At 65.2% G+C, this 20,280-nt stretch carries 22 protein-coding genes; 13 read left to right on the plus strand and 9 right to left on the minus strand.

The window, feature by feature from the left end; translation table 11 throughout:
• Positions 1-31: 31 nt before the first annotated feature.
• Positions 32-1,051, minus strand: coding sequence for an aspartate carbamoyltransferase (gene pyrB / locus VFP86_19200; protein ID HET9001778.1), 1,020 nt, complete (start codon positions 1,049-1,051; stop codon positions 32-34).
• A gap of 127 nt (positions 1,052-1,178) precedes the next feature.
• Between pyrB and VFP86_19205 the strand changes: the two genes are divergently transcribed.
• The 7 genes from VFP86_19205 to VFP86_19235 all read left to right on the plus strand — a co-directional run bounded on the left by VFP86_19205 (position 1,179) and on the right by VFP86_19235 (position 7,857).
• Positions 1,179-1,565 carry a nuclear transport factor 2 family protein gene (locus VFP86_19205; GenBank protein ID HET9001779.1) on the plus strand — a complete coding sequence of 129 codons (387 nt, stop codon included), beginning with the start codon at positions 1,179-1,181 and terminating at the stop codon, positions 1,563-1,565.
• A gap of 63 nt (positions 1,566-1,628) precedes the next feature.
• Positions 1,629-2,657, plus strand: coding sequence for an amidohydrolase family protein (locus VFP86_19210; GenBank protein ID HET9001780.1), 1,029 nt, complete (start codon positions 1,629-1,631; stop codon positions 2,655-2,657).
• Complete coding sequence (locus tag VFP86_19215; GenBank protein HET9001781.1) at positions 2,654-3,442, plus strand: ABC transporter ATP-binding protein; 789 nt, start codon at positions 2,654-2,656, stop codon at positions 3,440-3,442. Before VFP86_19210 ends, VFP86_19215 begins: the two co-directional genes overlap by 4 nt.
• Positions 3,423-4,181, plus strand: a complete 759-nt coding sequence (locus VFP86_19220) for an ABC transporter permease (GenBank protein HET9001782.1) — start codon at positions 3,423-3,425, stop codon at positions 4,179-4,181. The genes VFP86_19215 and VFP86_19220 overlap by 20 nt, the downstream gene beginning before the upstream one ends.
• Before the next feature lie 10 nt (positions 4,182-4,191).
• Entirely contained in the window at positions 4,192-5,190 is a 999-nt protein-coding gene (locus tag VFP86_19225) for an amidohydrolase family protein (protein ID HET9001783.1), read from the plus strand.
• A 297-nt stretch (positions 5,191-5,487) separates the two neighbouring features.
• On the plus strand, positions 5,488-6,321 hold the full coding sequence (locus tag VFP86_19230; GenBank protein HET9001784.1) for a hypothetical protein: 834 nt from the start codon (positions 5,488-5,490) through the stop codon (positions 6,319-6,321).
• Between the two features lie 6 nt (positions 6,322-6,327).
• Complete coding sequence (locus tag VFP86_19235) at positions 6,328-7,857, plus strand: carboxypeptidase M32 (protein ID HET9001785.1); 1,530 nt, start codon at positions 6,328-6,330, stop codon at positions 7,855-7,857.
• Here VFP86_19235 and VFP86_19240 read toward each other — a convergent pair whose 3' ends face one another.
• The 7 genes from VFP86_19240 to VFP86_19270 all read right to left on the minus strand — a co-directional run bounded on the left by VFP86_19240 (position 7,858) and on the right by VFP86_19270 (position 15,623).
• A complete protein-coding gene (locus tag VFP86_19240; GenBank protein HET9001786.1) occupies positions 7,858-8,883 on the minus strand; it encodes an oligopeptide/dipeptide ABC transporter ATP-binding protein in 1,026 nt (341 codons plus the stop codon). It abuts the gene before it with no gap.
• Positions 8,880-9,902 (minus strand): ABC transporter ATP-binding protein, encoded by a 1,023-nt coding sequence (locus VFP86_19245; protein HET9001787.1) that lies wholly within the window; start codon positions 9,900-9,902, stop codon positions 8,880-8,882. The genes VFP86_19240 and VFP86_19245 overlap by 4 nt, the downstream gene beginning before the upstream one ends.
• Positions 9,902-10,975, minus strand: a complete 1,074-nt coding sequence (locus VFP86_19250) for an ABC transporter permease (GenBank protein HET9001788.1) — start codon at positions 10,973-10,975, stop codon at positions 9,902-9,904. Before VFP86_19250 ends, VFP86_19245 begins: the two co-directional genes overlap by 1 nt.
• Before the next feature lie 98 nt (positions 10,976-11,073).
• Positions 11,074-12,066, minus strand: a complete 993-nt coding sequence (locus VFP86_19255; protein ID HET9001789.1) for an ABC transporter permease — start codon at positions 12,064-12,066, stop codon at positions 11,074-11,076.
• A 76-nt stretch (positions 12,067-12,142) separates the two neighbouring features.
• The gene (locus VFP86_19260; protein HET9001790.1) at positions 12,143-14,206 is read right to left on the minus strand and encodes an ABC transporter substrate-binding protein; all 2,064 of its coding nucleotides are present in this window, start codon (positions 14,204-14,206) and stop codon (positions 12,143-12,145) included.
• A gap of 135 nt (positions 14,207-14,341) precedes the next feature.
• On the minus strand, positions 14,342-14,848 hold the full coding sequence (locus VFP86_19265) for a CAP domain-containing protein (protein HET9001791.1): 507 nt from the start codon (positions 14,846-14,848) through the stop codon (positions 14,342-14,344).
• Between the two features lie 139 nt (positions 14,849-14,987).
• Positions 14,988-15,623 (minus strand): hypothetical protein, encoded by a 636-nt coding sequence (locus VFP86_19270; GenBank protein HET9001792.1) that lies wholly within the window; start codon positions 15,621-15,623, stop codon positions 14,988-14,990.
• Between the two features lie 143 nt (positions 15,624-15,766).
• Here VFP86_19270 and VFP86_19275 point away from each other — a divergent pair, with 143 nt between their 5' ends.
• From VFP86_19275 to VFP86_19300, 6 genes are all read left to right on the plus strand, one after another.
• Positions 15,767-16,324 carry a hypothetical protein gene (locus VFP86_19275; protein HET9001793.1) on the plus strand — a complete coding sequence of 186 codons (558 nt, stop codon included), beginning with the start codon at positions 15,767-15,769 and terminating at the stop codon, positions 16,322-16,324.
• Positions 16,325-16,512: 188 nt separating this feature from the next.
• Positions 16,513-16,791 (plus strand): hypothetical protein, encoded by a 279-nt coding sequence (locus tag VFP86_19280; protein ID HET9001794.1) that lies wholly within the window; start codon positions 16,513-16,515, stop codon positions 16,789-16,791.
• 74 nt (positions 16,792-16,865) lie between these two features.
• Complete coding sequence (locus VFP86_19285; GenBank protein ID HET9001795.1) at positions 16,866-18,086, plus strand: amidohydrolase family protein; 1,221 nt, start codon at positions 16,866-16,868, stop codon at positions 18,084-18,086.
• Between the two features lie 58 nt (positions 18,087-18,144).
• Complete coding sequence (locus tag VFP86_19290) at positions 18,145-19,170, plus strand: ABC transporter substrate-binding protein (protein ID HET9001796.1); 1,026 nt, start codon at positions 18,145-18,147, stop codon at positions 19,168-19,170.
• A 46-nt stretch (positions 19,171-19,216) separates the two neighbouring features.
• Positions 19,217-19,579 (plus strand): Rieske 2Fe-2S domain-containing protein, encoded by a 363-nt coding sequence (locus tag VFP86_19295; protein HET9001797.1) that lies wholly within the window; start codon positions 19,217-19,219, stop codon positions 19,577-19,579.
• Between the two features lie 33 nt (positions 19,580-19,612).
• A complete protein-coding gene (locus VFP86_19300; GenBank protein ID HET9001798.1) occupies positions 19,613-19,942 on the plus strand; it encodes a hypothetical protein in 330 nt (109 codons plus the stop codon).
• A gap of 167 nt (positions 19,943-20,109) precedes the next feature.
• Here VFP86_19300 and VFP86_19305 read toward each other — a convergent pair.
• On the minus strand, positions 20,110-20,280 hold a 171-nt coding region (locus tag VFP86_19305; GenBank protein HET9001799.1), incomplete at its 5' end, for an oligopeptide/dipeptide ABC transporter ATP-binding protein.

Consider the following 20,280-nt stretch of genomic DNA (forward strand, 5'->3'; position numbering starts at 1 on the left):
TCGCCGAATACCACGCATGGGTGATCGAATGCTAGCGGATGTTCCGGCTGGAGGCCCGGTCGACCGCGCAGGTCAGTTTCAACAGGGCCATGCGGATGTACATCCCGGCCTCGGTCTGGTCGAAGATGATCACGCGCGGATCCGCATCAACCGAGGTCGGCAGTTCGCTGTGGGGTCCTTCGACCCGGGGCAGGGGGTGCATCACGACGGCGCGTTCGGGGAGCTGGGCAAGGATCTCGGCCGTGACCGAGAACGCGTCCCGGACGCGCTCGTACTGAGGCCGCGCCTCGTCCTCAAATCGCTCCTTCTGGATCCGCGTGACGTACAACACATCCGCGTCGCGCACACCCGCGGCGAGGTCCTCGGTCTGCACAAAGGGGACCTTGTGGCGGCGCAGGTAGGCAAGCAGGTCGTCCTTCATCTGTACCGCCTTGGGCGCAATCAACCGAAACGACACCCCGGGGTACTTGGCCAGCAGGTAGCACAGCGAGCGGGCGGTCCGCCCATTCAACAGATCGCCGGCCACGGCGACGGTCGCCCCCTCCAGCCGGCCGCGGACGCGCCAGATCGTGTAGGCGTCGAGCAGCGCCTGAGTCGGATGCTGGCCGGGACCATCCCCCGCGTTGAAGACGGGAACCGGACGTCTCGTACGCGGGTCGGCCGCAACGGCGGCCGCGCGTTCCGCGGCCCCCTCCTGGTAGTGACGGATGACAATCGCCGCGGGCCGGTACCGGCAGACCACCCGAATCGTGTCCTCGATCGACTCCCCCTTGGCCGCCGAGGAGAACTCGCGCGCGGCCTCGGAGGTCAGCACCCGCCCCCCGAGGTGATAGGTGGCAAACTCAAAGGAGAGCCGGGTCCGGGTGCTGGGTTCATAGAAGAGGGTCAGGACGATTTTGCCTTTCAATAAATTGCTGCCGCCGCTGTTGATGATTTCCTCGGCGAGGCGGGCTTCCCGGAACACACAGTCTAGCGCCGCGGGATCGAACTGCTGGGCCCGAAGCACGTGGGGCCATCCGGCCCACAGATGAAGCGTTGCGGGGACAGCCATGTTTCCCCTGTTCTTCGGCCCGGCCCGACGCCAGCCCTCCCCTGCCACGAGGGGATGGGCGGCGAAGGAAGAATTCTCCGGGGAAGCCACCCGGGATTTCCATTCCGGGAAGAGGAAGGAGCGCACCATGGTCCCCCCGGGGGCCGCGTACCACGACCTGCTCGTCGCCTATGCGGCCGCGTGGACCCGGCACGATCTCGACGCCATCATGGGCATGATGACCCCGGATTGCCTCTTCGAAACATCGGGAGGGCCCGACCCCTGGGGCCGGCGCTACGAGGGACATGCGGCAGTCCGCGACGCCATCGCCGAGATCTTCGACATGCTTCCCGACATTCGGTTCACCAGCGCCCGCCACTTCGTGTGCGGCGAACGGGGCGTGTCGGAATGGACGATGATCGCCACCCGGCCCGACGGAGGCCGCATCGAGGCGCGCGGGTGCGACCTGTTCGAGTTCAGAGAAGGGAAGATCTTTCGGAAGGACTCGTATCGGAAGCGCCGGCTCGTCCGGTAGCGATCGCCTGCGCGATGCGCGGCAAAGAGGGGTTTCCCGCGGCATCGCCGTACAAAGGGCTTCGTGCGCATCGACGTCGCGGCCCACATCTTGCCCGAGCGGTACTACGCCCGCCTCCAGCAGATGCCGGGATTCTACATGTCCAGGCGCATCAAAGGGATCCCCGCTCTCTGGGATCTCGGCGCGCGCTTCCGCATCATGGACGGATTCACCGAGTATCAACAGGTGCTCTCCCTCGCCATCCCCCCGCTCGACCGTCTCGGGTCGCCCGACGTCACCCCCGATCTCGCCAAACTCGGCAACGAAGAACTCGCTCGGCTGGTCGATGCGCATCCCGGCCGGTTCGCCGGCGCATTCGCCGGCCTGCCGCTCAACAATCCGGACGCGAGCCTCGCCGAACTCGATCGGGTGGCTCGCGATCCGCGATTTCTTGGGGTGCAGGTCTACTCCAATGTCGCGAAGCGCCCCTTGGACGAGCCCGCCAGCTTCGCCGTGATCGAGGAGGCGGTGCGCCGAGACCTGCCGATCTTTCTCCATCCGGCCCGGGCGGCGGACCACCCCGATTACGGGAACGAGGAGACCTCCCGGTACGATGTCTGGCAGATCTTCGGGTGGCCGTACGAAACGACGGTCGCCATGACGAGGCTCGTCTTCACCGGGCTATTCGACCGCCATCCCGACGCGGTGATCATCACCCACCATCTCGGCGCCATGGCGCCGTACTTTTCCGGCCGCATCAGCGGAGGCTACGACCAGTTCGGCACTCGAAGCCCGGAGGGCCAGGTGGAACGCCCGCCCGTCCCGCTCGCTCGCCCCCCGCAGGCGTACTTCACCAAGTTCTACGCCGACACGGCGCTTTTTGGCTGCCCGCACGGCCTGCGGTGCGGACTCGAGTACTTCCCCATTGAACAGGTGCTCTTCGGCTCGGACACCCCGTTCGACGCAGAGGGAGGCACCCGCTACATTCGGGAAACGATCGCGGACCTCGACGCCGCCGGGCTCTCCGCCGATCGGCGCCGGATGGTCGACGAGGGCAACGTGCGCCGGCTGCTCGCCGGACGCAAGATGGTCCGCGGTCCGTCGTACCCGTGACCGACGGCGCGAAGATCAGCATCCGGGGGCTACGCAAGAACTTCACCACCCGCTTCGGGCGGGTCGAAGCGCTCGGCAGCTTGGACCTCGACGTGCGCGAGGGCGAACTCTGTGTGTTGGTCGGGTCGAGCGGGTGCGGGAAGTCGACGCTTCTCCGCATCCTGGCGGGCCTGGAAACCGCCTCCGAGGGCACGGTTGAGATCCGCCGCGGGCGGGATCGCCGGGCGTTAACGGCGATGGTGTTCCAGGAACCGTCCGCCCTGCCGTGGCTGACGGTGCGGTCCAACGTCGCCTACGGCCTCCGGATGCAGGGCGTGGATTCGGACCACCGGAATCGGGTGACGGCGCAGTACATCGAGAAGGTGGGGCTCACCCGTTTTGCGCGCGCGTATCCCTATCAGCTCTCCGGTGGCATGAAGCAGCGCGTCAGCGTCGCCCGCGCCTTCGCCAGCGATCCGGAGATCCTCCTGATGGACGAGCCGTTCGGGGCCCTCGACGAGCTGACGCGCCTCGTCCTCCAGGACGAGCTCCTCCGCCTCTTCGAGGAGACCGGGAAGACGATCCTGTTTGTCACCCACAGCATCGACGAGGCTCTTACGCTCGGTGACCGCGTGGTCGTGATGTCCCCGGCGCCGGGACGGATCTTGAGCACGATCGCGGTCCCTTTCCCCCGTCCCAGGCGCGTCATCGAGCTCCGGAGGGATCCGGAGTACGGCCGTCATGTGGCGCGCATTTGGGAGCTCCTCGGCATCGACCGGGACCGCCATGCCGCATCGCCCGCCTAGAGTCCTCTCCTTCCTCTCGCCCTTCCTCATCCTCGCCGTGTGGGAAGGGCTCGCACGCGCCCACCTGATCGACGTCCGCTTCTTCCCGGCACCCTCCGCCATCCTCGTCGCGGGGTGGGGGGCGGCGCAGACCGGGGAGCTGTGGACCAACCTCCGCATCAGCCTGGCCCGGATCGGCGTGGGGTTTGCACTGGGGGCCGTGCCGGGGATCGCCCTCGGGATCGTAATGGGGCTCATCCCCTGGATCCGCCTCACCTGCATGCCGATCGTCTCGGCGATCTACCCCATCCCTAAGAGCGCCATCCTTCCATTAATTATGCTGATCTTTGGGATCGGGGAGCTGGCGAAATGGATCTTTATCGCCATCGGCGTCTTTTTTCCCGTATTGATCAACTCCATGGTCGGGGTGCTCACGATCGACCAGATCTACCTGGACGTGGGGCGCAATTACGGGGCCCGAGGGCTGACCTTTCTCCTCACGGTCGCCCTCCCGGGGGCGCTGCCCGTGATCTTCGCCGGCATCAAGCTGGGGTTTGGGCTCGCGCTCATCCTGGTCGTCATCGCCGAGATCGTGGCGAGCCGGGCGGGCCTGGGGTTCTTCATCTGGAACGCCTGGCAAATCTTCGACGTGGAGAAACTCTACACGGGCCTCATCGTCATCGGCATCCTCGGGTATCTGTCCAGCGAGGCGATCGATGCGGTGGAACGGGTCGTCGTGCCCTGGAGGCCCCGGAGCTGAGGGAGCGTCCGTGATCATCGACGTCCACACGCACTTTTTCCCACCCGGGTATCTCGCGGCGCTCGAGCGGGGACCGGATCCTTACGCCATCGACCGGGACGCCGCGGGGCGCACGATCCTGACCCTCCACGGCGCCCGCATCCTGACCATGACCCAGGAGATGACGTCTCCCGAAGATCGGCTGACCGATATGGAGCGGCTCGGAGTCGATCGCCAGATCGTCTCGGTGACGATCCCGAACGTGTACTTCGGACCGCCGACCCGCCGGCACGACTTGGCCCGCATGGCCAATGACGGCCTGGCCGAGCTCACCCACCAATTCCCACGGCATTTTGCGGCCCTGGCAAGCGTCCCGCTCGAGGACCCGGAGGCGGCGATTCGCGAGCTCGACCGCGCAATCTTGAATTTGGAGATGGTGGGCGTCATCCTGGGAAGCAATGTGGGCGGCCGCTACCTCGACGATCCGGCGTTCATGCCGTTTTTCGAGCGCGCGGAGGCTTTGCGGGTCCCCATCCTCGTGCATCCGATGCCCCCGGCAGATCCGGACCCGACCTTCACGCGGGGGCTCGTGCCCCTGCTCGGGTTCGTGTTCAACACTTCGGCGAGCGTCGCTCGAATGGTCCTGGCGGGGGTCTTCGAACGGCTCCCGAAGCTCCAGATGATTGTCGCACACCTCGGCGGGACCCTCCCCTATCTGATGCAGCGGCTCGATAACGGCTACCGCGCCTACCCGGAGGCCCGGGCGACTCTCCCGCACGTCCCCAGCCATTACCTCAAGCGCCTCTACTACGACACGGTGTCCTTCTCGGTCCCCTCGTTAGAGTGTGCGCTGGGCGCGGTGGGACCCGAGCACATCGTGATGGGCACCGACTACCCGCACGTGATCGGCGACATCGGCGCAGCACTGGAAAGTGTCCGGTCGCTCGCGGTTCCACCCCCGGCGATCGCGGGGATCCTCGGAGACACTGCCGCCCGATTGTTTCCGCGGCTGGTGACCCGGGCAAAATAATCCGAGCAGGAACCGAGGACTCGGCGTCGGATCTCTCGAATACGTTTGTGCCAACCAACGAAGGCATTGAAAACGCACGAGGTGACGGGGGCCGCCTCGTAACGCGGGGACGGCCGTCTGTGGTTGTCGTTCTAAGACCCTGACGAGGCGGCGCGATTGACCACCGAAGCCAGACCCGACGACTCATCCGGCACGCTCCTTTCGGAGCGTCCTTCGGCTGACCCGAATCCTGCCGAACTGTATCTCGCTGGCTGCTCGCCGCCGTCACGGGAGGGAACCCGTGCCGCCCTCAGTACGATGGCGGCGCTGCTCACGGCGGGGCACGGAACCGTACAGACGCTGGCGTGGCATCTTCTCAGGGATGGACACGTGGAGGAACTCCGCGCCGCGCTCGCCGCGCGATATCAGGCCGCGGCCGCCAAGAGAATGCTGGCCGCGCTGCGGGGAGTCCTCAAGCAGTGCTGGGAACTCGGACTCCTCCCGCCCGAGGAGTACCAACGCGCCCATGCCGCGGCCGCCGTGGGTGGACACCCGGTGGCCCGAGGCGAACTCCGCTCGGTGTTCGAGTCCTGTGCTGAGGACGGACCGCCGGCCGTGGGGCGGGGCGGCGCCGTGCGGACGCTCTTGTATGGAAACGGCGCGAAGGACAGCAAGGCGCTTCCCGTGCCGCCCGTGAGAGGGAGCGCCATGTCGATGGAGCAGCTCCGTCTCCGCAGAGTGGCCCCGCGGGAAGCGATCGCGCATGCGCTGTGGGAGGCCGGCGCCTGCCTCAGGTCATCGGCGTTCTGCGCGAGCCTCGCGATGCTACGAAAGGCACTCGACCTATGGAGCACGGACTATCGCGAGCGGCACGGGTTCGACGGCGACCGCGGTGAGGGCGAGCCCGGCGACCTGGACCGGCGACTGACGAAGATCGCCGACGAAAACAAGATCTACCGCGATGCGATCCACACGATCCTCGACTGCCTCGGCCACGACGCGGTCAGGCCCGAGATGGGCATCGTCTGTCGCGGGGGATATGTGAACGGCTACGACGGGTACGCAGTCACGCGGATCAAAGAGACGTACCGCAACCTCCACGACCTGGTGGTCACCCTCATCACCGCGACCACGCCCGAACTGCCCCTCTAACCGGACATGCCCTCCACACCGGCCGACCCCCTTCGGGATCTCCGCCCGCAGCTTGCGATGATCCAGGACCTCCAATCGACGGTCGCTGTGCTGCGCTGGGACCAGGAGACCTACATGCCCCCCGGAGGGGCGGCCGGACGCGCGGAAGTTCTCGCCACGCTCTCCCGCCTCGCGCACGAACGATTTGTGTCAACAGCGACGCAGGACCTGCTCGACGCCGCCCGCCCGTTGGAGGATCGCCTCGACCCGGACTCGGACGACGCGGCGTTGATCCGGGTGACGCGGCGCGACCTCGAGCGCGCGCGGAAACTCCCCGCCGAGTTTGTCGCCGAGCGGGCACGGGCGGCGTCCCGGAGCGTCCATGTCTGGCGGGACGCCCGGCCGCGCAACGACTTCGCCGCGTTCCGGCCCGCCTTGGAGCAGATGGTGGAGTTGGCGCGGCGGACGGCAGATTACCTGGGCTACGTCGAGCACCCGTACGACGCCCTCCTCGACAAGTACGAGCCCGGGATGACGTCCCGGGAGGTTCTGGACCTCTTCGCCCGCCTGCGCGAAGCGACCGTCCCCCTCGTCCGCGCGATCGCCGGGCGTGCCTCGGCGATCGACGACAGTCCGGTTCGACAGGATTACGGCGAAGAGCCGCAGCGCAGGTTTGGGCTGACGATCATCCAAGCCTTTGGGTTCGATACCGCCCGGGGGCGCTTGGACACCTCCGCCCATCCGTTCTCCACCGGGTTCAACCGAGACGACGTTCGGATCACCACCCGGTATCCCCGCCGATCGCTCTCGGCGATCTTCGGCATGTTTCACGAATCGGGGCACGCGATGTACTCTCAGGGCACGGCCCCGTCCCTCGAGCGTACCCCACTGGCCGGCGGCGCCAGCAACGGCATCCACGAATCACAGTCGCGCCTGTGGGAAAATCTCGTGGGTCGGAGCCGGCCCTTCTGGCAGCACGCATTTCCGGTGTTGCACGAGCTGTTCCCGGAGCAATTGAGGGCCGTGGATGCGGAGAGATTCTACCGCGCGGTGAACCGCGTCGAGCCAAGCCTGATCCGCGTCGAAGCCGATGAGGTGACCTACAACCTCCACATCATTCTTCGGTTCGAACTCGAACGGGCGCTGGTGGCCGGCGAGCTCAACCCCAGTGATCTCCCCGAAGTCTGGAACGCGAAGATGGCGGAGTATCTCGGAGTGACCCCGTCGACCGACGCGGACGGCGTGATGCAGGACATTCACTGGCCGAGCGGGCTGATCGGCTACTTCCCCTCCTACACGATTGGCAACGTCGCCTCGGTCCAGCTGTTCGAGGCCGCGCGGCGGGCGCACCCGGACCTTCCCGATCAGATCCGGCGGGGGGAGTTCGCCTCCCTCTTGACCTGGCTGCGAGCGAACGTGCACAAGCACGGCCGGAAGTTCTTTCCGCGAGACCTGCTCGTGCGGGCCACGGGCGGTCCGCTCACCCCCGAGCCCTATCTCCGATACCTCCACGAGAAGTTCGGGGAGATCTACGAGGTGCGGACTCCGGACGCGTAGCTACTCGACGCCTCTTAGGGAGAGCTCGCGCGCTCGATGACAGCTCACGAAATGACCGGGGGCAACCGCCTCGAGCTTCGGACGCTCGACCCGGCACACGGGAGCGGCGTACGGGCACCGGGGATGGAAATAGCACCCCGACGGCGGATGGGCCGGGTCCGCGACCTCACCTTCAAGGACGATCCGGTTCGCGCGGAGCCGCGGGTCCGGCTTCGGCACCGCGGAGAGCAGCGCCTCGGTGTATGGGTGCTTGGGGGTGGTGAAGAGCGGTACGGTCGGTGCCATCTCGACGATCTGGCCGACGTACATGACGGCGACGCGGTCACTCACGTGCTTGACCACGGAGAGATCATGCGCCACGAACAAGTAGGTCAACCCGAGCTGGGCCTGGAGATCCAGCATCAAATTCAGAATCTGGGCCTGCACCGACACGTCGAGGGCAGAGACCGGCTCGTCGGCCACGATCAGGCTCGGATTCAGCGCAAGGGCGCGGGCGATCCCGACGCGCTGGCGCTGCCCGCCGCTGAAGGCGTGGGGGAAGCGGCGCATATACTCGGGCCGCATCCCGACGAGGCGCAGCAGCTCTGACACCCGATCGACTCGATCCCCGCGGTTCTTCATGCCGTTGACCAGCAACGGCTCTCCTACGATATCGAGCAGCGTCTTCCGAGGATTCAGCGAGGAGAAGGGATCCTGAAAGATCATCTGCATCTGTCGCCGCAGCGGCCGGAGGCGGTGCTTCGAAAGCCGAGCGATGTCTACGACTCCCCCCACATCGGTGTGAAAGACGATGTGCCCCTCGGTAGGGGAGATCGCCCTGAGAATGCAACGCGACGTGGTCGTCTTGCCGCACCCGCTCTCGCCGACGAGCGCGAGCGTCTCACCTCGGTCGATGTAGAAGCTCACATCGTCGACAGCCCGCACATGCCCGGCTGTCTTTTGCAGAAAGCCCTGGCGAATCGGGAAGTACTTCCGCAGGCCCGTCACCTCGAGGACACGACCCGGCGACCGGCCGGCCGCTGTCATCGGGACTCCTCGTATAAGAAGCAGCTCGCCGACTGCCCGTCGCCCACCGCACGGGGGCCCGGCTCGCTCAGGTCGCACACGCCCGATATCCGCTCGGGGCAGCGGGGGTGGAACGGGCAGCCGGCTGGCCGGTTGTACGGATGGGGAATCGAGCCGGCGATCGTGGGGAGCTTCGTGCGCACCGAGGCCCGGATCGATGGGATGGATCGCAACAGCGCTCGAGTGTACGGATGCTTTGGTGCGTGGAAGATCGCGTCCACGGAACCGCGTTCCACCACGCGCCCGAGGTACATCACCACCACCTCGTCGCACATCTCCGCGACGACGCCGAGGTTGTGCGTGATGAGGACGATGGCCATCTGCTCCTGCGCTTGGAGGGAGCGCAGGAGATCGAGAATCTGGGCCTGCGTCGTGACGTCCAACGCCGTCGTCGGCTCGTCGGCGATGAGGATCCGGGGGTGGCACGAGAGCGCCACCGCGATCATGGCGCGCTGGCGCAGGCCTCCGCTCAACTGGAAGGCGTACTCGTCGATCCGCCGTTCCGGCTTGGGGATCCCGACGAGACGCAACATCTCGATGGCGCGCTCCCGCGCCGCCGCTTTCTCGACGCGGGTGTGGAGCCGGATCGTCTCCTCCATCTGGTTGCCGATCGTATGGACCGGGCTGAAGGAGGTCATCGGCTCTTGGAACACGAGGCCGATGTCGCCGCCCCGGATGCCCCGAATCTCAGGGCCGCTGGGGTCGAGCTTCACGAGATCGACCGTGGCTGCACGCCCGTTCCCCTCCGGAGCGCGGAGCTGGATCTCCCCGCCTACGATGCGGCCGGGGCGTTCGACGATTCTCAAGATCGACTTGGCCGTCACGCTCTTGCCGCATCCACTCTCGCCCACGATCCCGAGCGTGCGGCCCGCGTAGACCTCGAAGCCGACGCCGTCGACGGCCTTGACCGTGCCCTCGTCAGGGAAGAAATACGTCCGGAGATCCCGGACCTCGAGAATGGGCGGCTCGTGTGCGGCCATCAATGCCCGTAGGGATCGGCGGCGTCGCGGAGCCCGTCGCCCATGAAGTTGAACGCGAGGATCACCACGATCACCGGAATCGCCGGGAACAGGAGCCACGGCGAGATGGCGAGTGCTTGGACGTTCTGGGCCTGCTGTAGGAGTACGCCCCAGCTGACGGCCGGGGGCCGCAGGCCGAGCCCGAGAAACGAGAGCGAGGTCTCGCTGATGATCATGGCCGGGAGGGCCAGCGTGGTCGCGGCGATGATGTGGCTCAAGAACGACGGCACCATATGACTCAGGATGATCCGCGCCTGGCTGCTACCGGCCAGCTCAGCGGCCATGACGAACTCTTCCTCTCGAAGCGAGAGGAATCGACCACGCACCACCCGCGCCAGCTCCGTCCAGCCGATTAGCGAGATAATGATCGTGATGGCGAAGTACACCTGACCGACCGTCCAATTGTTCGGCAACGCCGCCGCGAGGCCCAGCCACAGCGGGATCGTTGGGATCGACCGGAGGATTTCGATCACCCGCTGAATGACGGTGTCGATGGGCCCCCCGTAGAACCCCGAGATGCCGCCGAGGAGCACGCCGAGCACAAGCGAGAAGCTCACCCCGAGGAGGCCGATGCTCAGGGAGGTGCGGGTCGCGTACACGAGCCGGGACCAGAGATCCCGCCCCTGCTCGTCCGTGCCGAGCAGGAACAACGTCTCCTCCGCATTGGCCCCTGCCACTCCAATGAGGTGCCTGTCCATCGGGATCAGGGCGAAAAGGCGATACTCGAACCCCCGTGCAAGGAAATGCACGGGGGTCTTCTTGGCAGGATCGGGGGTGTAGACGCGCTTGAACGTCGCAGGGTCGCGGATTCCGGAGAAGCCGAAGACGTGCGGCCGGAACCGTCCTCCGTCGAACCAGCGGATGGGCTGGGGAGACAGGAGAGAACGCTGGGCCTCCGATGCCGTCGGCGGAGCATAGGCGAGGAAATCCGCGAACAGCACGACGCCGTAAAATAGCAGGACAACGAGAGTCCCCAACATCGCCAGCTTGTGACGCCGAAAGCGCCACCACATCAACTGCCATTGGGTGGCCACCGAAATCCGCTCTTCGACGAGCGTGGAGGGGGCGCCGGCCTCAGCCAGCCTGCCCTCGGCGGCGGGGACGGCGGATGGAGACGGGGCGACGGGCTCGACTATTGCTTGCCCTCCAGACGAATACGGGGGTCGATCCACAGCAGCAGGAGGTCCGAGAGGAACGTCCCCACGACGGTCATCACGCCGAGGAGCAGCACGATGGTGCCGGCCAGGAACATATCCTGGGCAATGAGGGCGCGGAGGAGGAGGGGGCCAACGGTGGGCAGGCCGAGCACGAGCGAGACGATGATGCTGCCCGAGACGACGTAGGGCAGAAGATAGCCGATCGTGCTGGCGAACGGGTTGAGCGCCACGCGGACGGGGTATTTCAAGATCACGCGCATCTCACTGAGCCCGCGCGCGCGCGCGGTGACCACATAGGGTTTCCCGAGCTCGTCCAACAGATTGGCCCGCATGATCCGGATGAGTTGGGCGGTGCCGGCGAGACCCAGGATCAACGCGGGGAGCGGCATATGCTTCGTCAGGTCCCACACCTTGGCGAGGCTCCAGGGCGCCAGGAGGAACCGGTCAGAGAACAGTCCGCCGATGTTGGCGTTGAACAACTTGAAGCCGAGATACATGAGGACGAGCGCCAGCATGAAACTCGGCACAGCGAGTCCGATGAACCCCACAAACGTGGCGAGGTAATCGCCCACCGAGTACTGTCGCACCGCCGAGTAGATGCCGATGGGCAGCGCGAGCACCCAGGTAATGATGATGGCCGCCACGGAGACGACCATCGTCATCCACAATCGGTCGCCAATCACCTCCACGACGGGGCGCTTCCACTCGAGCGCCATGCCGAACCGGCCGTGCAGGACCAGCTTCATCCACCGAACGTATTGCACGTAGCCGGGCTGGTCGAGCCCGTACTCCCGCCGGAGCGTCTGGGCCTCCTGCTCGGACACGTAGCCGCCCGACATGGACATCTGGGCGATGTAGGACGTCACGTAGTCTCCCGGTGGGAGCTTGATGATCACGAAGGACAACACCGAGACCGCCCAGATGGTGAGGACGGCAAGGATCAGCCGGCGGACCAGATACGCAAGCATGAGCCCTCAGCGCTTACTCCAACCCGGCCTCCCTCTCCCCGCGCCGGAGGAGTGGGAGGAACGGCACCGGGAGCTCCTATGCCTTGAAGTAAAACGTCGACGGCTGAGAGCTTCCCGGCGTCCGGCAGTGCTGGGCATTGATCTCTCGTGTTGGGATGTTCCCCATCTTCCGGCTGACGACCCTGACCCCCATTGTCGCCGGCGACTGGCCGACGGTCCCGATCGAGTACACTTGGTCGACGAGGATGGTCCAGATCTCCTGCGCGATCTTGTATCGCTCCTGCACCTTCTTCCCGCCCGCCGATCGGAACATCTCAAGGGCCCGGAGCAGCTGCGGGTCCTTCGGCGCCTTCCCCTGCGTGCCGCCCGACGCGTACCAGACCGCGATGGGGCGCCCCAGGTTGCATTCGGCCGGGTCGACCGGCAGCGCGTGGCGGGGGAAGAGGTACAGCACCTCGGACCCGTCGTTCGCCCACACGGCGATCTGATGCTGGTTGCTGGCGACCCTCGTGAAGAACAGGCTCCGCTCGTGCTCCTTGACGTCGGCCTGGATCCCGATCTTCTTCCAGTGCTCCTTGATCATCTCCCCGATCTGCGTGTGGGGAATGAATGCGCCGGCCGACGTTTGGAGCTCGATGCGAAGCCGCCCCTTACCATCGCTGCGGAGCCGGTAGCCCTCACCATCCTTCTTCGAGAGCCCGATCTTGTCGAGGAGGGCGCTGGCCTGCTTGACGTCGAGCGTGGCCCACTTCTTCCTCGCCTCCGGCCCGGGACTGTACGGCACGCTCTCGCTCGGTGCAATGGAACCGGGCACCCCGATCCCGAGCCAGAAGGTCTCGTTGAGCTGATCCCGGTCGATCCCCATCGACAGGGCGCGCCGGAAATCGGTGGTTTGGAGCCACTTCGCCACCTCGGGATCCCCATCGTACGCCTGGTTCGTGTGCAGCGTCGCGTCGGACCCATTGAGCGCGGGATCGAGATGGAGGTCGTAGCCCACCTTGTCACGGTTCTCGAGGAAGACGGGGATCTTTGTCATGGCGGTGTGCCGTTCCTGGAGATCGTACTGTCCAGCGATCGCGCGGAGGTTGATCACCTCCAGGTTCTCACCGAGGGTCAGCTGGATGCGGTCAAGATATGGGAGTTGGTTCCCGGCCGTATCGACCTCGTAGAAGTACGGGTTCCGCTCCAGCACCCAGGTGGGCGTGTTGATCGGCGTCGCGGTCTTCCACGGCGTCAGCACAGGGAGTTCGGTGTTGAGCCGCCAGTCCCACCGGTTCTTGATGTAGGCGACCCAGTTGTCGAACCCCGCGGCCTTGGCCTTGCGGTCCGCCTCGTCTTTGCCGATGTATTTGGGATGGAACTGCTTGACGTAGTGGGCCGGCGTATACGCCCCCATGGTGCGGCCTTCCATCTGCCAGAGGGCCTGGCCCCCGCCCATCGATGTGCTTCCCGCCAGGATGTCGAGGAACAGGTAGTTCGGCTCCGGGAACTCGAAGGTGACCGTTGTGTCGTCGACCTTCTTGAGGCTCCCCGGTTTGCCGTTGATCGTGAAGTCCGGGTGCGGGGTCGGCACGAGATCCTTGTTGAGGAAGACGTCCTCGTACCAGAACACGAAGTCGTTCGCCGTGAACGACTGGCCGTCGGACCACTTCATGCCCTTGCGGAGGTAGATCGTCAACGACTTCCCATCCGGGGGAAGCAGCCACGCCTTGGCGACGGAGGGCACGACCTTGTTCCCCGTGTAATCCCAGAACAGGAGCTTGTCGGACGACACCCAGCGGTTGCCGTTCTCGCTGTCGCCGGGCCCGGTGAACGCTCGGCGCAAGGTGCCCCCGTAGCGACCGATCTCGTGGACGGGCTTGATGACGAGGGGCTCTTGGGGCACGCGCTGCTCGACCGGCGGGAGCTTCCCCTGCTTCACCAATTCCGCCAGCATGGGTGCCTCGTTGAACTTCTTCGGCCACTTGGCAGGATCGCGGATCAGCTCCGGGCCTTCGAGCTTGCCGATCAACTGCGCGCCGAGCTTCGGTGGCGTCTGTGCCCAGGCCTCGGGAATCAGATCGGCAAAAATAAAACCTCCGGTCGCCAGTGTGGCGCCCCGGAGGAGCTGCCGTCGCGTAAACCCTCTCCGCTTGTCCATAGAGCTGTTCCCCCCTTCACCGCTCGCCCATGGACTGCCAAAAAAACGCCGCCGGAGACTGCTCCGCCGGTTAGTTCATCCTATACCAGTCCTTCAGCGCCTGTCAAGAAAACCCGGCCGCGCACAGCCGCGCACTTAGGTAAAGTCTTCGGTGATCATGATCCCCATCTCTCCTGCGGTTGTCACGCCGATTCCCACCCGGTGAAACCCCGGATCGAGCATGTTCCGGAGATGGTGCTGGCTTGCGACAAATGCCCGTTGCCCCTCTTCCACTGATTGCACCATCGCCACATTTTCTCCGACCCGAGAGCCTGAACGCAAGAATCCTCCCAGACGGTCTCTCATTGTCTGGCCGCCTAAGGAGTCGTGACCAACGTACCCCCGCAACGCCATGTCTTGAGCATGCCGTCGGGCGGCCAACCGCAGCGACGGGTCTGAGATCAACGGAGACAGACCATGAATCCGCCGCTCACGGTTCACCATGGTCAGGAGCTTGGCTTCGGCCTCGGGCAGAATGGCGCCTTGGGACACCGTCACCCCATGCCGGCCCGCCGCCATGGAAGACGCCGGCGGGGTACAGGCGAGGCCTATGATGACGAAGAGCCCGATCCAGGCATGCAATCGGCCGCCCAATGCAGTCACCACCTCCGCTCCTAGTCGTCGACGTTCTACCCCCCTCGGTCCCGAATACAAACGCGAGCATCGTCGTCGAGCGGATAGATTTCGAGAATCTGATGAGTGATCCGGCCCACTCATCCGGTCATCTGGATAGCGGGGAATGTTACGGGGAACCGACCCGGAAATTGCTGTAGAGGATCTCCAGTGACGTGTTGAAGCGGCCGGCGTACAGATACTGATGCAGCAGGATCCACATGCTCCCCATTCGTCGATAGCTCTGCTCCGTATCAATGCTCCCCCAAGAGTACCCCACCGTGCCCTCGACCAGCAGGCCGTGATCGAAATCAATCCATCCCACCATGGTGTTGGGATCGTTCCTGGGGTCCTTGGCCTTTCCCTCGACCAAGTAATAGTGGTCGTTTCCGACGAGCTTTTCCCCCAGCACATCAAACTCGAACCGCGAGAGAAAGCTTTCCAATCGCTCGGTGGCTTCAAACCGCTGGCCAATGACGTACCGGTTCACAGCCCAGCAGAGCAGGCCGGTCGTCCCCTCATCGATCTTCAAGGTCGGCTGGCCGCTCACCACCTTCGCGGTCCCCCGAAAGACACAGTCGGGTGGCTCGTTCAACGACCTTCCGACCCGCAGCCTGAACTCGGCATCCGCCGATACCGCGCTAGGGATCTCCGCAATCGTCCGCAGCATGCGGTCAAGAATGTCTTGGGCGGGAGGGACCGCGGCCATCACCCTGACCGGGAAGGCCAAGGCGATCGCCAAGGACGCGAGGTGAAGCATTCTCACCTCGTTTCTGTACGCTCCTCCAGGCCAGCCTTCCTCTGTTGCCGGGTGCTGCGCTTCGATACGGGGAACTTCTTCTCAAGGTGCAGGCGCTTTAGGGGCAAGTACGGCCTCAATCAGCGTCGGTTACAAGGAGGGAAGGAAACATGGTCCGGAGGCTCAGCGCCGTTGTCGCCCTTGTGGCCGTGGTCTTTGGCGTGTTCATCGTCTCCAATCCTGTCTTCGCGGATGACGATCATAATCAGGGCCAATACGTTGCTCCGGGGCCGCCGCCCCCGGTTCCGTATGATGTCGCCCCCGCGCCGCCAGGAGGCGGCTACGTCTGGGTCGCCGGACACTGGTATTACCGGCTGACCGGATGGGTATGGGCCCCCGGGTATTGGGAATTCGCTCCCTATCCGGGCGCGGTGTGGGTACCGGGCCGTTGGGTGTATCGACCATATGGGTGGGTCTGGGTGCCCGGCCATTGGCAGGGTTATGTGGCCGTCGGTTCGAGCCCGCCCCCTCCGCCCCGGGTCGAGGTCATCGCGGCGCCTCCATTTGCCGGCGCCGCGTGGATCGGAGGATCATGGCGGTGGGAACGCGGGTGGGTGTGGGTTCCCGGGCGTTGGGCGCCGGCGCCCTGGAGAGGAGCGGTCTGGGTACCGGGGCATTGGGCGCGCCGTCCTGGTGGTTGGGTGTGGATTGCCGGTAATTGGAGGTAGACTGATTGCACAGCCTCGGGGGTCGCGGCTCTTTGACGCCGCGACCCCTCAGCGTCTGCCGACGTTTCTCCCCGGGTGCCCCGACAAGGGAGGCCTGCGGCCCTCACAGAAGGGTCCTCACAGCGCGCCCGATCGCCCTCCAAATCTGATGGTTGCGCGCGTTTCGGATGACAGGAGGCCGCTGAGCGATGATCGTTCATTACATGTTCCACATTCACCCCGACCACAAAGAGAAAGCCAAAGAGGAACTGCGAAAGCTCAAAGGCGTGATCCAAAAGCACGGCGGTAGAAACTTCAAGTACTTCGCGTCAACGACATCCGGAACCCCCAATCGCCTGGTCATCTATGAGATCGATAAATTCGCCCACTTCGACTCTCTGAGTGCCGATCCCGAGTTTCGCGCGGTGAAGTTAGACTCGCTGTATTCGAGCGCGACAGGAACGACCTGGGCCGAGGTGCCGCTCTGACGCAACACCCGCGCCTGGGACGGTACGCGCGGCACGGCGCGGGGGGAGATCCTCCGTCGAAAGGAGTGATGCCCGTGTCAATTACGACGGACACCCATCGGCAGGAGTCTCACACCCTCGAAGAGCCTGTTCGCCCCGAAGGGATCCTGGCAAACGCGGCGCGGGAAGCGCTCCGGTACAAGTTGTCCGACTACCTTGTGGTCGATTGCGACGCCCATCATTACGAAGGCCTCACGCTCGCGCACCTGGTTCCGTTTGTCGACCATCCGAGCATCCGGAGGCGCCTCGAGTCGCACCTGAAGCGGAGCGCCACGGGCCGGAGCGCCAATTTCCTCCCGACGGTGCTGGGCAACCAAGAGGTGGCTGGGCGTTTGCGCCGTTATTACGCGGCACCGGAAGGCACCGTCGACGACGGAGTGCCCGCCGAGGTCACCCGTTTCCGCTACGCCATGCGTCAAATGGGCGTGGACTACGCCCTGATGTATCCAACAAACATGCTGCACATCGGCATGCACCCCGAGGTTGAGGTCGAGGTCGCCGTCACGTGGGCCTATGCGCGGTGGATCACGGAGTGCGTGCTCCCGTTTGACTCGTCAATCAAGACGTTGCTGCTGCTGCCGTTCAATGACGCGGATGCCAGTGCGCGCATGGTGGAAGAGTTTGCGGAGCGGCCGGGTGTTGTCGGCTTCATGGTCTCCAGCCTGCGGGACCAGCCTGTGCATCACAACAAATACATGAAAGTCTACGCCGCGCTCGAGGAACGGGGGTTGCCCCTGGCGTTCCACGGCGTGACGGACTGGCAGCACCCGACCCAGCGGCTCTTCAACCGCTTCCTGTCCGTGCACGCCCTGGGGTTCCCGCTCTACAACATGATCCACATGATGAACCTCGTCGTGAACGGCATCCCCCAGCGCTTTCCCCGCCTGCGGTTCATCTGGATGGAATGCGGAGTCTCTTGGCTCCCGTTCGTGATGTACCGGCTGGATAACGAGTATATGATGCGCTCGTCCGAAGCGCCGTTGCTCGAGAAGAAGCCGAGCGAGTACATTCGGGAGTTCTACTTCACGTCCCAGCCGCTCGAGGCGACCGACAGCCATGAACACCTTGCGGCGATATTCGACATGATCCGGGCTGAGACGCAACTGCTCTACGCCTCCGACTATCCGCATTGGGATTTCGATCTGCCGACGCGGATCCTGAAGCTGCCTTTCCTGAGCGACTCAGCCAAGCGGCGCATCCTCGGCGAGAACGCTCGGGGACTCTTCCGCCTCGAGCCCGATCGACAGGGGAGATGAACGCCGCGCCGCAGCCGTTCCCGGATCGGGCGCCCACGATGTGCACGCGGTAAGCGAGATGTGGCGGCTCCTCGGGGTTGTGTTCATCGGCGCGGTGTTCGGCCTGTGGGCTTGGGGCGGTGAGGGGGGCAGGCCGACCCTGGCCGCCGACGCCACGCCGATTCCGTTGCGTCTGGCCTACGGCGCCCCGGTCGTGCAGACACTGCCCCTCTGGGCCGCATACGAAGGCGGCTTCCTGAAGCGCAATGGGTTCGAGCCGACGATGCCCGAGCGATTGTCGGGCCCGGAAGCGACGGCGGCACTCGTGGGCGGCCATGTGGACCTGATCGCCACGGGGGGATTCTCGACGGCCCTCGCCGCAGGATCGGGGGCGCCCGTTCGCATGATCGCTGCGGCGACGCGCTATGCGCCATTCACTATCTACACGCGCGATGCCCTCAGCTCACCGGCGCAGCTGAAAGGGCTCAAGGTGGGAACGACCGGCCCCGGCTCAGAGCCCTACATCGAGTTCCACCTCTACCTGAGGCGGGTGGGACTCGATCCTGGGGATGTCGCCTTCATCAAAGTCGGTCTCGAGGCCGAGACCTTCGCGGCGATGCTGAACGGCGCCGTTCAGGTGGGACTGTTTCACTGGCCCATTGCTGAGAAAGCCCAAGCCGCGGGATTTCACGTCCTGGCCGATTTGAGCGCGCAGCATATCCCATGGATCTTAACCGGATTCGATGTGCCTCAGGCTATGCTGGTAGAGCATCCGGATCGTGTTCGGCGGATCGCAGAGGCATTGGTGGCAGCAACCGGTTGCGCGCTGGCCCGCCCCCCCTTCGTCGAGTCGGTCCTGGAGAAATACACCAAGATCAGCGATCCGCCGGCGCTCAGGCGCGGCGTCGACGAGTTCCGGGCGGTGGTCCCCGCGGATCTGACCCCGTCTCCGGAAGCGATTCGAAACATCGTCGCAGAAGCAGGGAGGCTGCATCCCGGGCTCGATCTGTCCGCCACGGCCAAGTTCTACGTGCCCCAGGTGCTGACCGAACTGAAAGCGAACGGTTTCATGCGACAGGCTGCGCAGTGCGGAAACGCGCCGTAACGACGCCGGAATCGGCACCCGCGAAAGGGGCTCAGGAACGATCGCGATGGAGTATTTCGTCGGCAAGCTGGGCGACCTCGCCGAGCGAAGCTGCAGGCTGATTCAGGCCGGGGACACCGAGATCGGCGTGTTCCGGGTCAAGGGACAATTGCGCGCCTATGAGAACCGCTGCTTGCATCAGGGCGGGCCGGTCTGCCAAGGAGAGGTGCTCGGTAAACTGGAGCAAATCCTCGCGCCCGACAAGACGGCAATCGGTGAGCGCTTTTCTGAGAGCGAGATCCACGTCGTCTGTCCCTGGCACGGGTGGGAGTACGACCTGGAGAACGGTGCATGCGCCACCGACCGCAGGCTGAGGCTCCGGTCATTTCGTGTTGTCCTGCGTGAAGACGATGTCTATGTTCTGGTGTGACTCGAGTCTGCGGGTACACCGCGGGGGTGCACGATGGACGAACGACCGGCCGGCACGGGGTCGCCCGCGCCCGATGGCTCCCTCGAGGACCTGTCACGCGGCTTTTGCCGCCGCTTCGCGGATCCGGCCGTTCGCTCGACCGAACGACTCAGCGACGAGACGCTGCAGGACTTGATGGCGGCGGCGATCCATGCCTATGTGCAGCGGGTCGAGTCCCGCGAGACAGACGAGGTTCTACCGCCGTTCCGGCAGGATTCGGCCGTGACGGCCACGGAGGTCGTCGTCCTGGTGACCGAGCTCATGAAGGCGGCAGACGTGGAAATATTTGAGCTCGGCATGTGGAAGGGCCTTGGCAAGATCTGATCCGTCCGGCCGCGGACGACTCATCCTTCGCCGGCCGGCATGAGTTCTGTGCCCACCAGGGCCTGCGGTGACGACATGGCCGCAGGAAGGACGCTGCCTCCTTGCGACTTTGGCGCGGAGGGAGCGATCACCCTCGATCTGGGGGATGAACACGTGCCTCAGAAGAGTCACATCACCCGCAGCGCAAGTTCCCTCGCCCGATGACAGCTGACGAGATGCCCCGGGGAGATCTCCTCGAGCACCGGGGCTTGGGTCCGGCACAGGTCGACGGCGTGCGGGCAGCGAGGGTGGAAATAGCAGCCGGACGGTGGGTTGGCCGGGTTTGCGACTTCGCCCTG

Source organism: bacterium (assembly GCA_035703895.1).
Taxonomy (GTDB): Bacteria; Sysuimicrobiota; Sysuimicrobiia; order Sysuimicrobiales; family Segetimicrobiaceae; genus Segetimicrobium.

What these genes read in the sequence shown, in the direction of transcription:
- VFP86_19235 (HET9001785.1), top strand. Translation starts at nt 6,328, where the DNA reads ATGCCCTCCACACCGGCCGACCCCCTTCGGGATCTCCGCCCGCAGCTT.
- VFP86_19240 (HET9001786.1), bottom strand. Translation starts at nt 8,883, where the DNA reads ATGACAGCGGCCGGCCGGTCGCCGGGTCGTGTCCTCGAGGTGACGGGC.
- VFP86_19255 (HET9001789.1), bottom strand. Translation starts at nt 12,066, where the DNA reads ATGCTTGCGTATCTGGTCCGCCGGCTGATCCTTGCCGTCCTCACCATC.
- VFP86_19230 (HET9001784.1), top strand. Translation starts at nt 5,488, where the DNA reads ATGGCGGCGCTGCTCACGGCGGGGCACGGAACCGTACAGACGCTGGCG.
- VFP86_19280 (HET9001794.1), top strand. Translation starts at nt 16,513, where the DNA reads ATGATCGTTCATTACATGTTCCACATTCACCCCGACCACAAAGAGAAA.
- VFP86_19290 (HET9001796.1), top strand. Translation starts at nt 18,145, where the DNA reads ATGTGGCGGCTCCTCGGGGTTGTGTTCATCGGCGCGGTGTTCGGCCTG.
- VFP86_19275 (HET9001793.1), top strand. Translation starts at nt 15,767, where the DNA reads ATGGTCCGGAGGCTCAGCGCCGTTGTCGCCCTTGTGGCCGTGGTCTTT.
- VFP86_19220 (HET9001782.1), top strand. Translation starts at nt 3,423, where the DNA reads ATGCCGCATCGCCCGCCTAGAGTCCTCTCCTTCCTCTCGCCCTTCCTC.
- VFP86_19245 (HET9001787.1), bottom strand. Translation starts at nt 9,902, where the DNA reads ATGGCCGCACACGAGCCGCCCATTCTCGAGGTCCGGGATCTCCGGACG.
- pyrB (HET9001778.1), bottom strand. Translation starts at nt 1,051, where the DNA reads ATGGCTGTCCCCGCAACGCTTCATCTGTGGGCCGGATGGCCCCACGTG.
- VFP86_19205 (HET9001779.1), top strand. Translation starts at nt 1,179, where the DNA reads ATGGTCCCCCCGGGGGCCGCGTACCACGACCTGCTCGTCGCCTATGCG.
- VFP86_19295 (HET9001797.1), top strand. Translation starts at nt 19,217, where the DNA reads ATGGAGTATTTCGTCGGCAAGCTGGGCGACCTCGCCGAGCGAAGCTGC.
- VFP86_19300 (HET9001798.1), top strand. Translation starts at nt 19,613, where the DNA reads ATGGACGAACGACCGGCCGGCACGGGGTCGCCCGCGCCCGATGGCTCC.
- VFP86_19260 (HET9001790.1), bottom strand. Translation starts at nt 14,206, where the DNA reads ATGGACAAGCGGAGAGGGTTTACGCGACGGCAGCTCCTCCGGGGCGCC.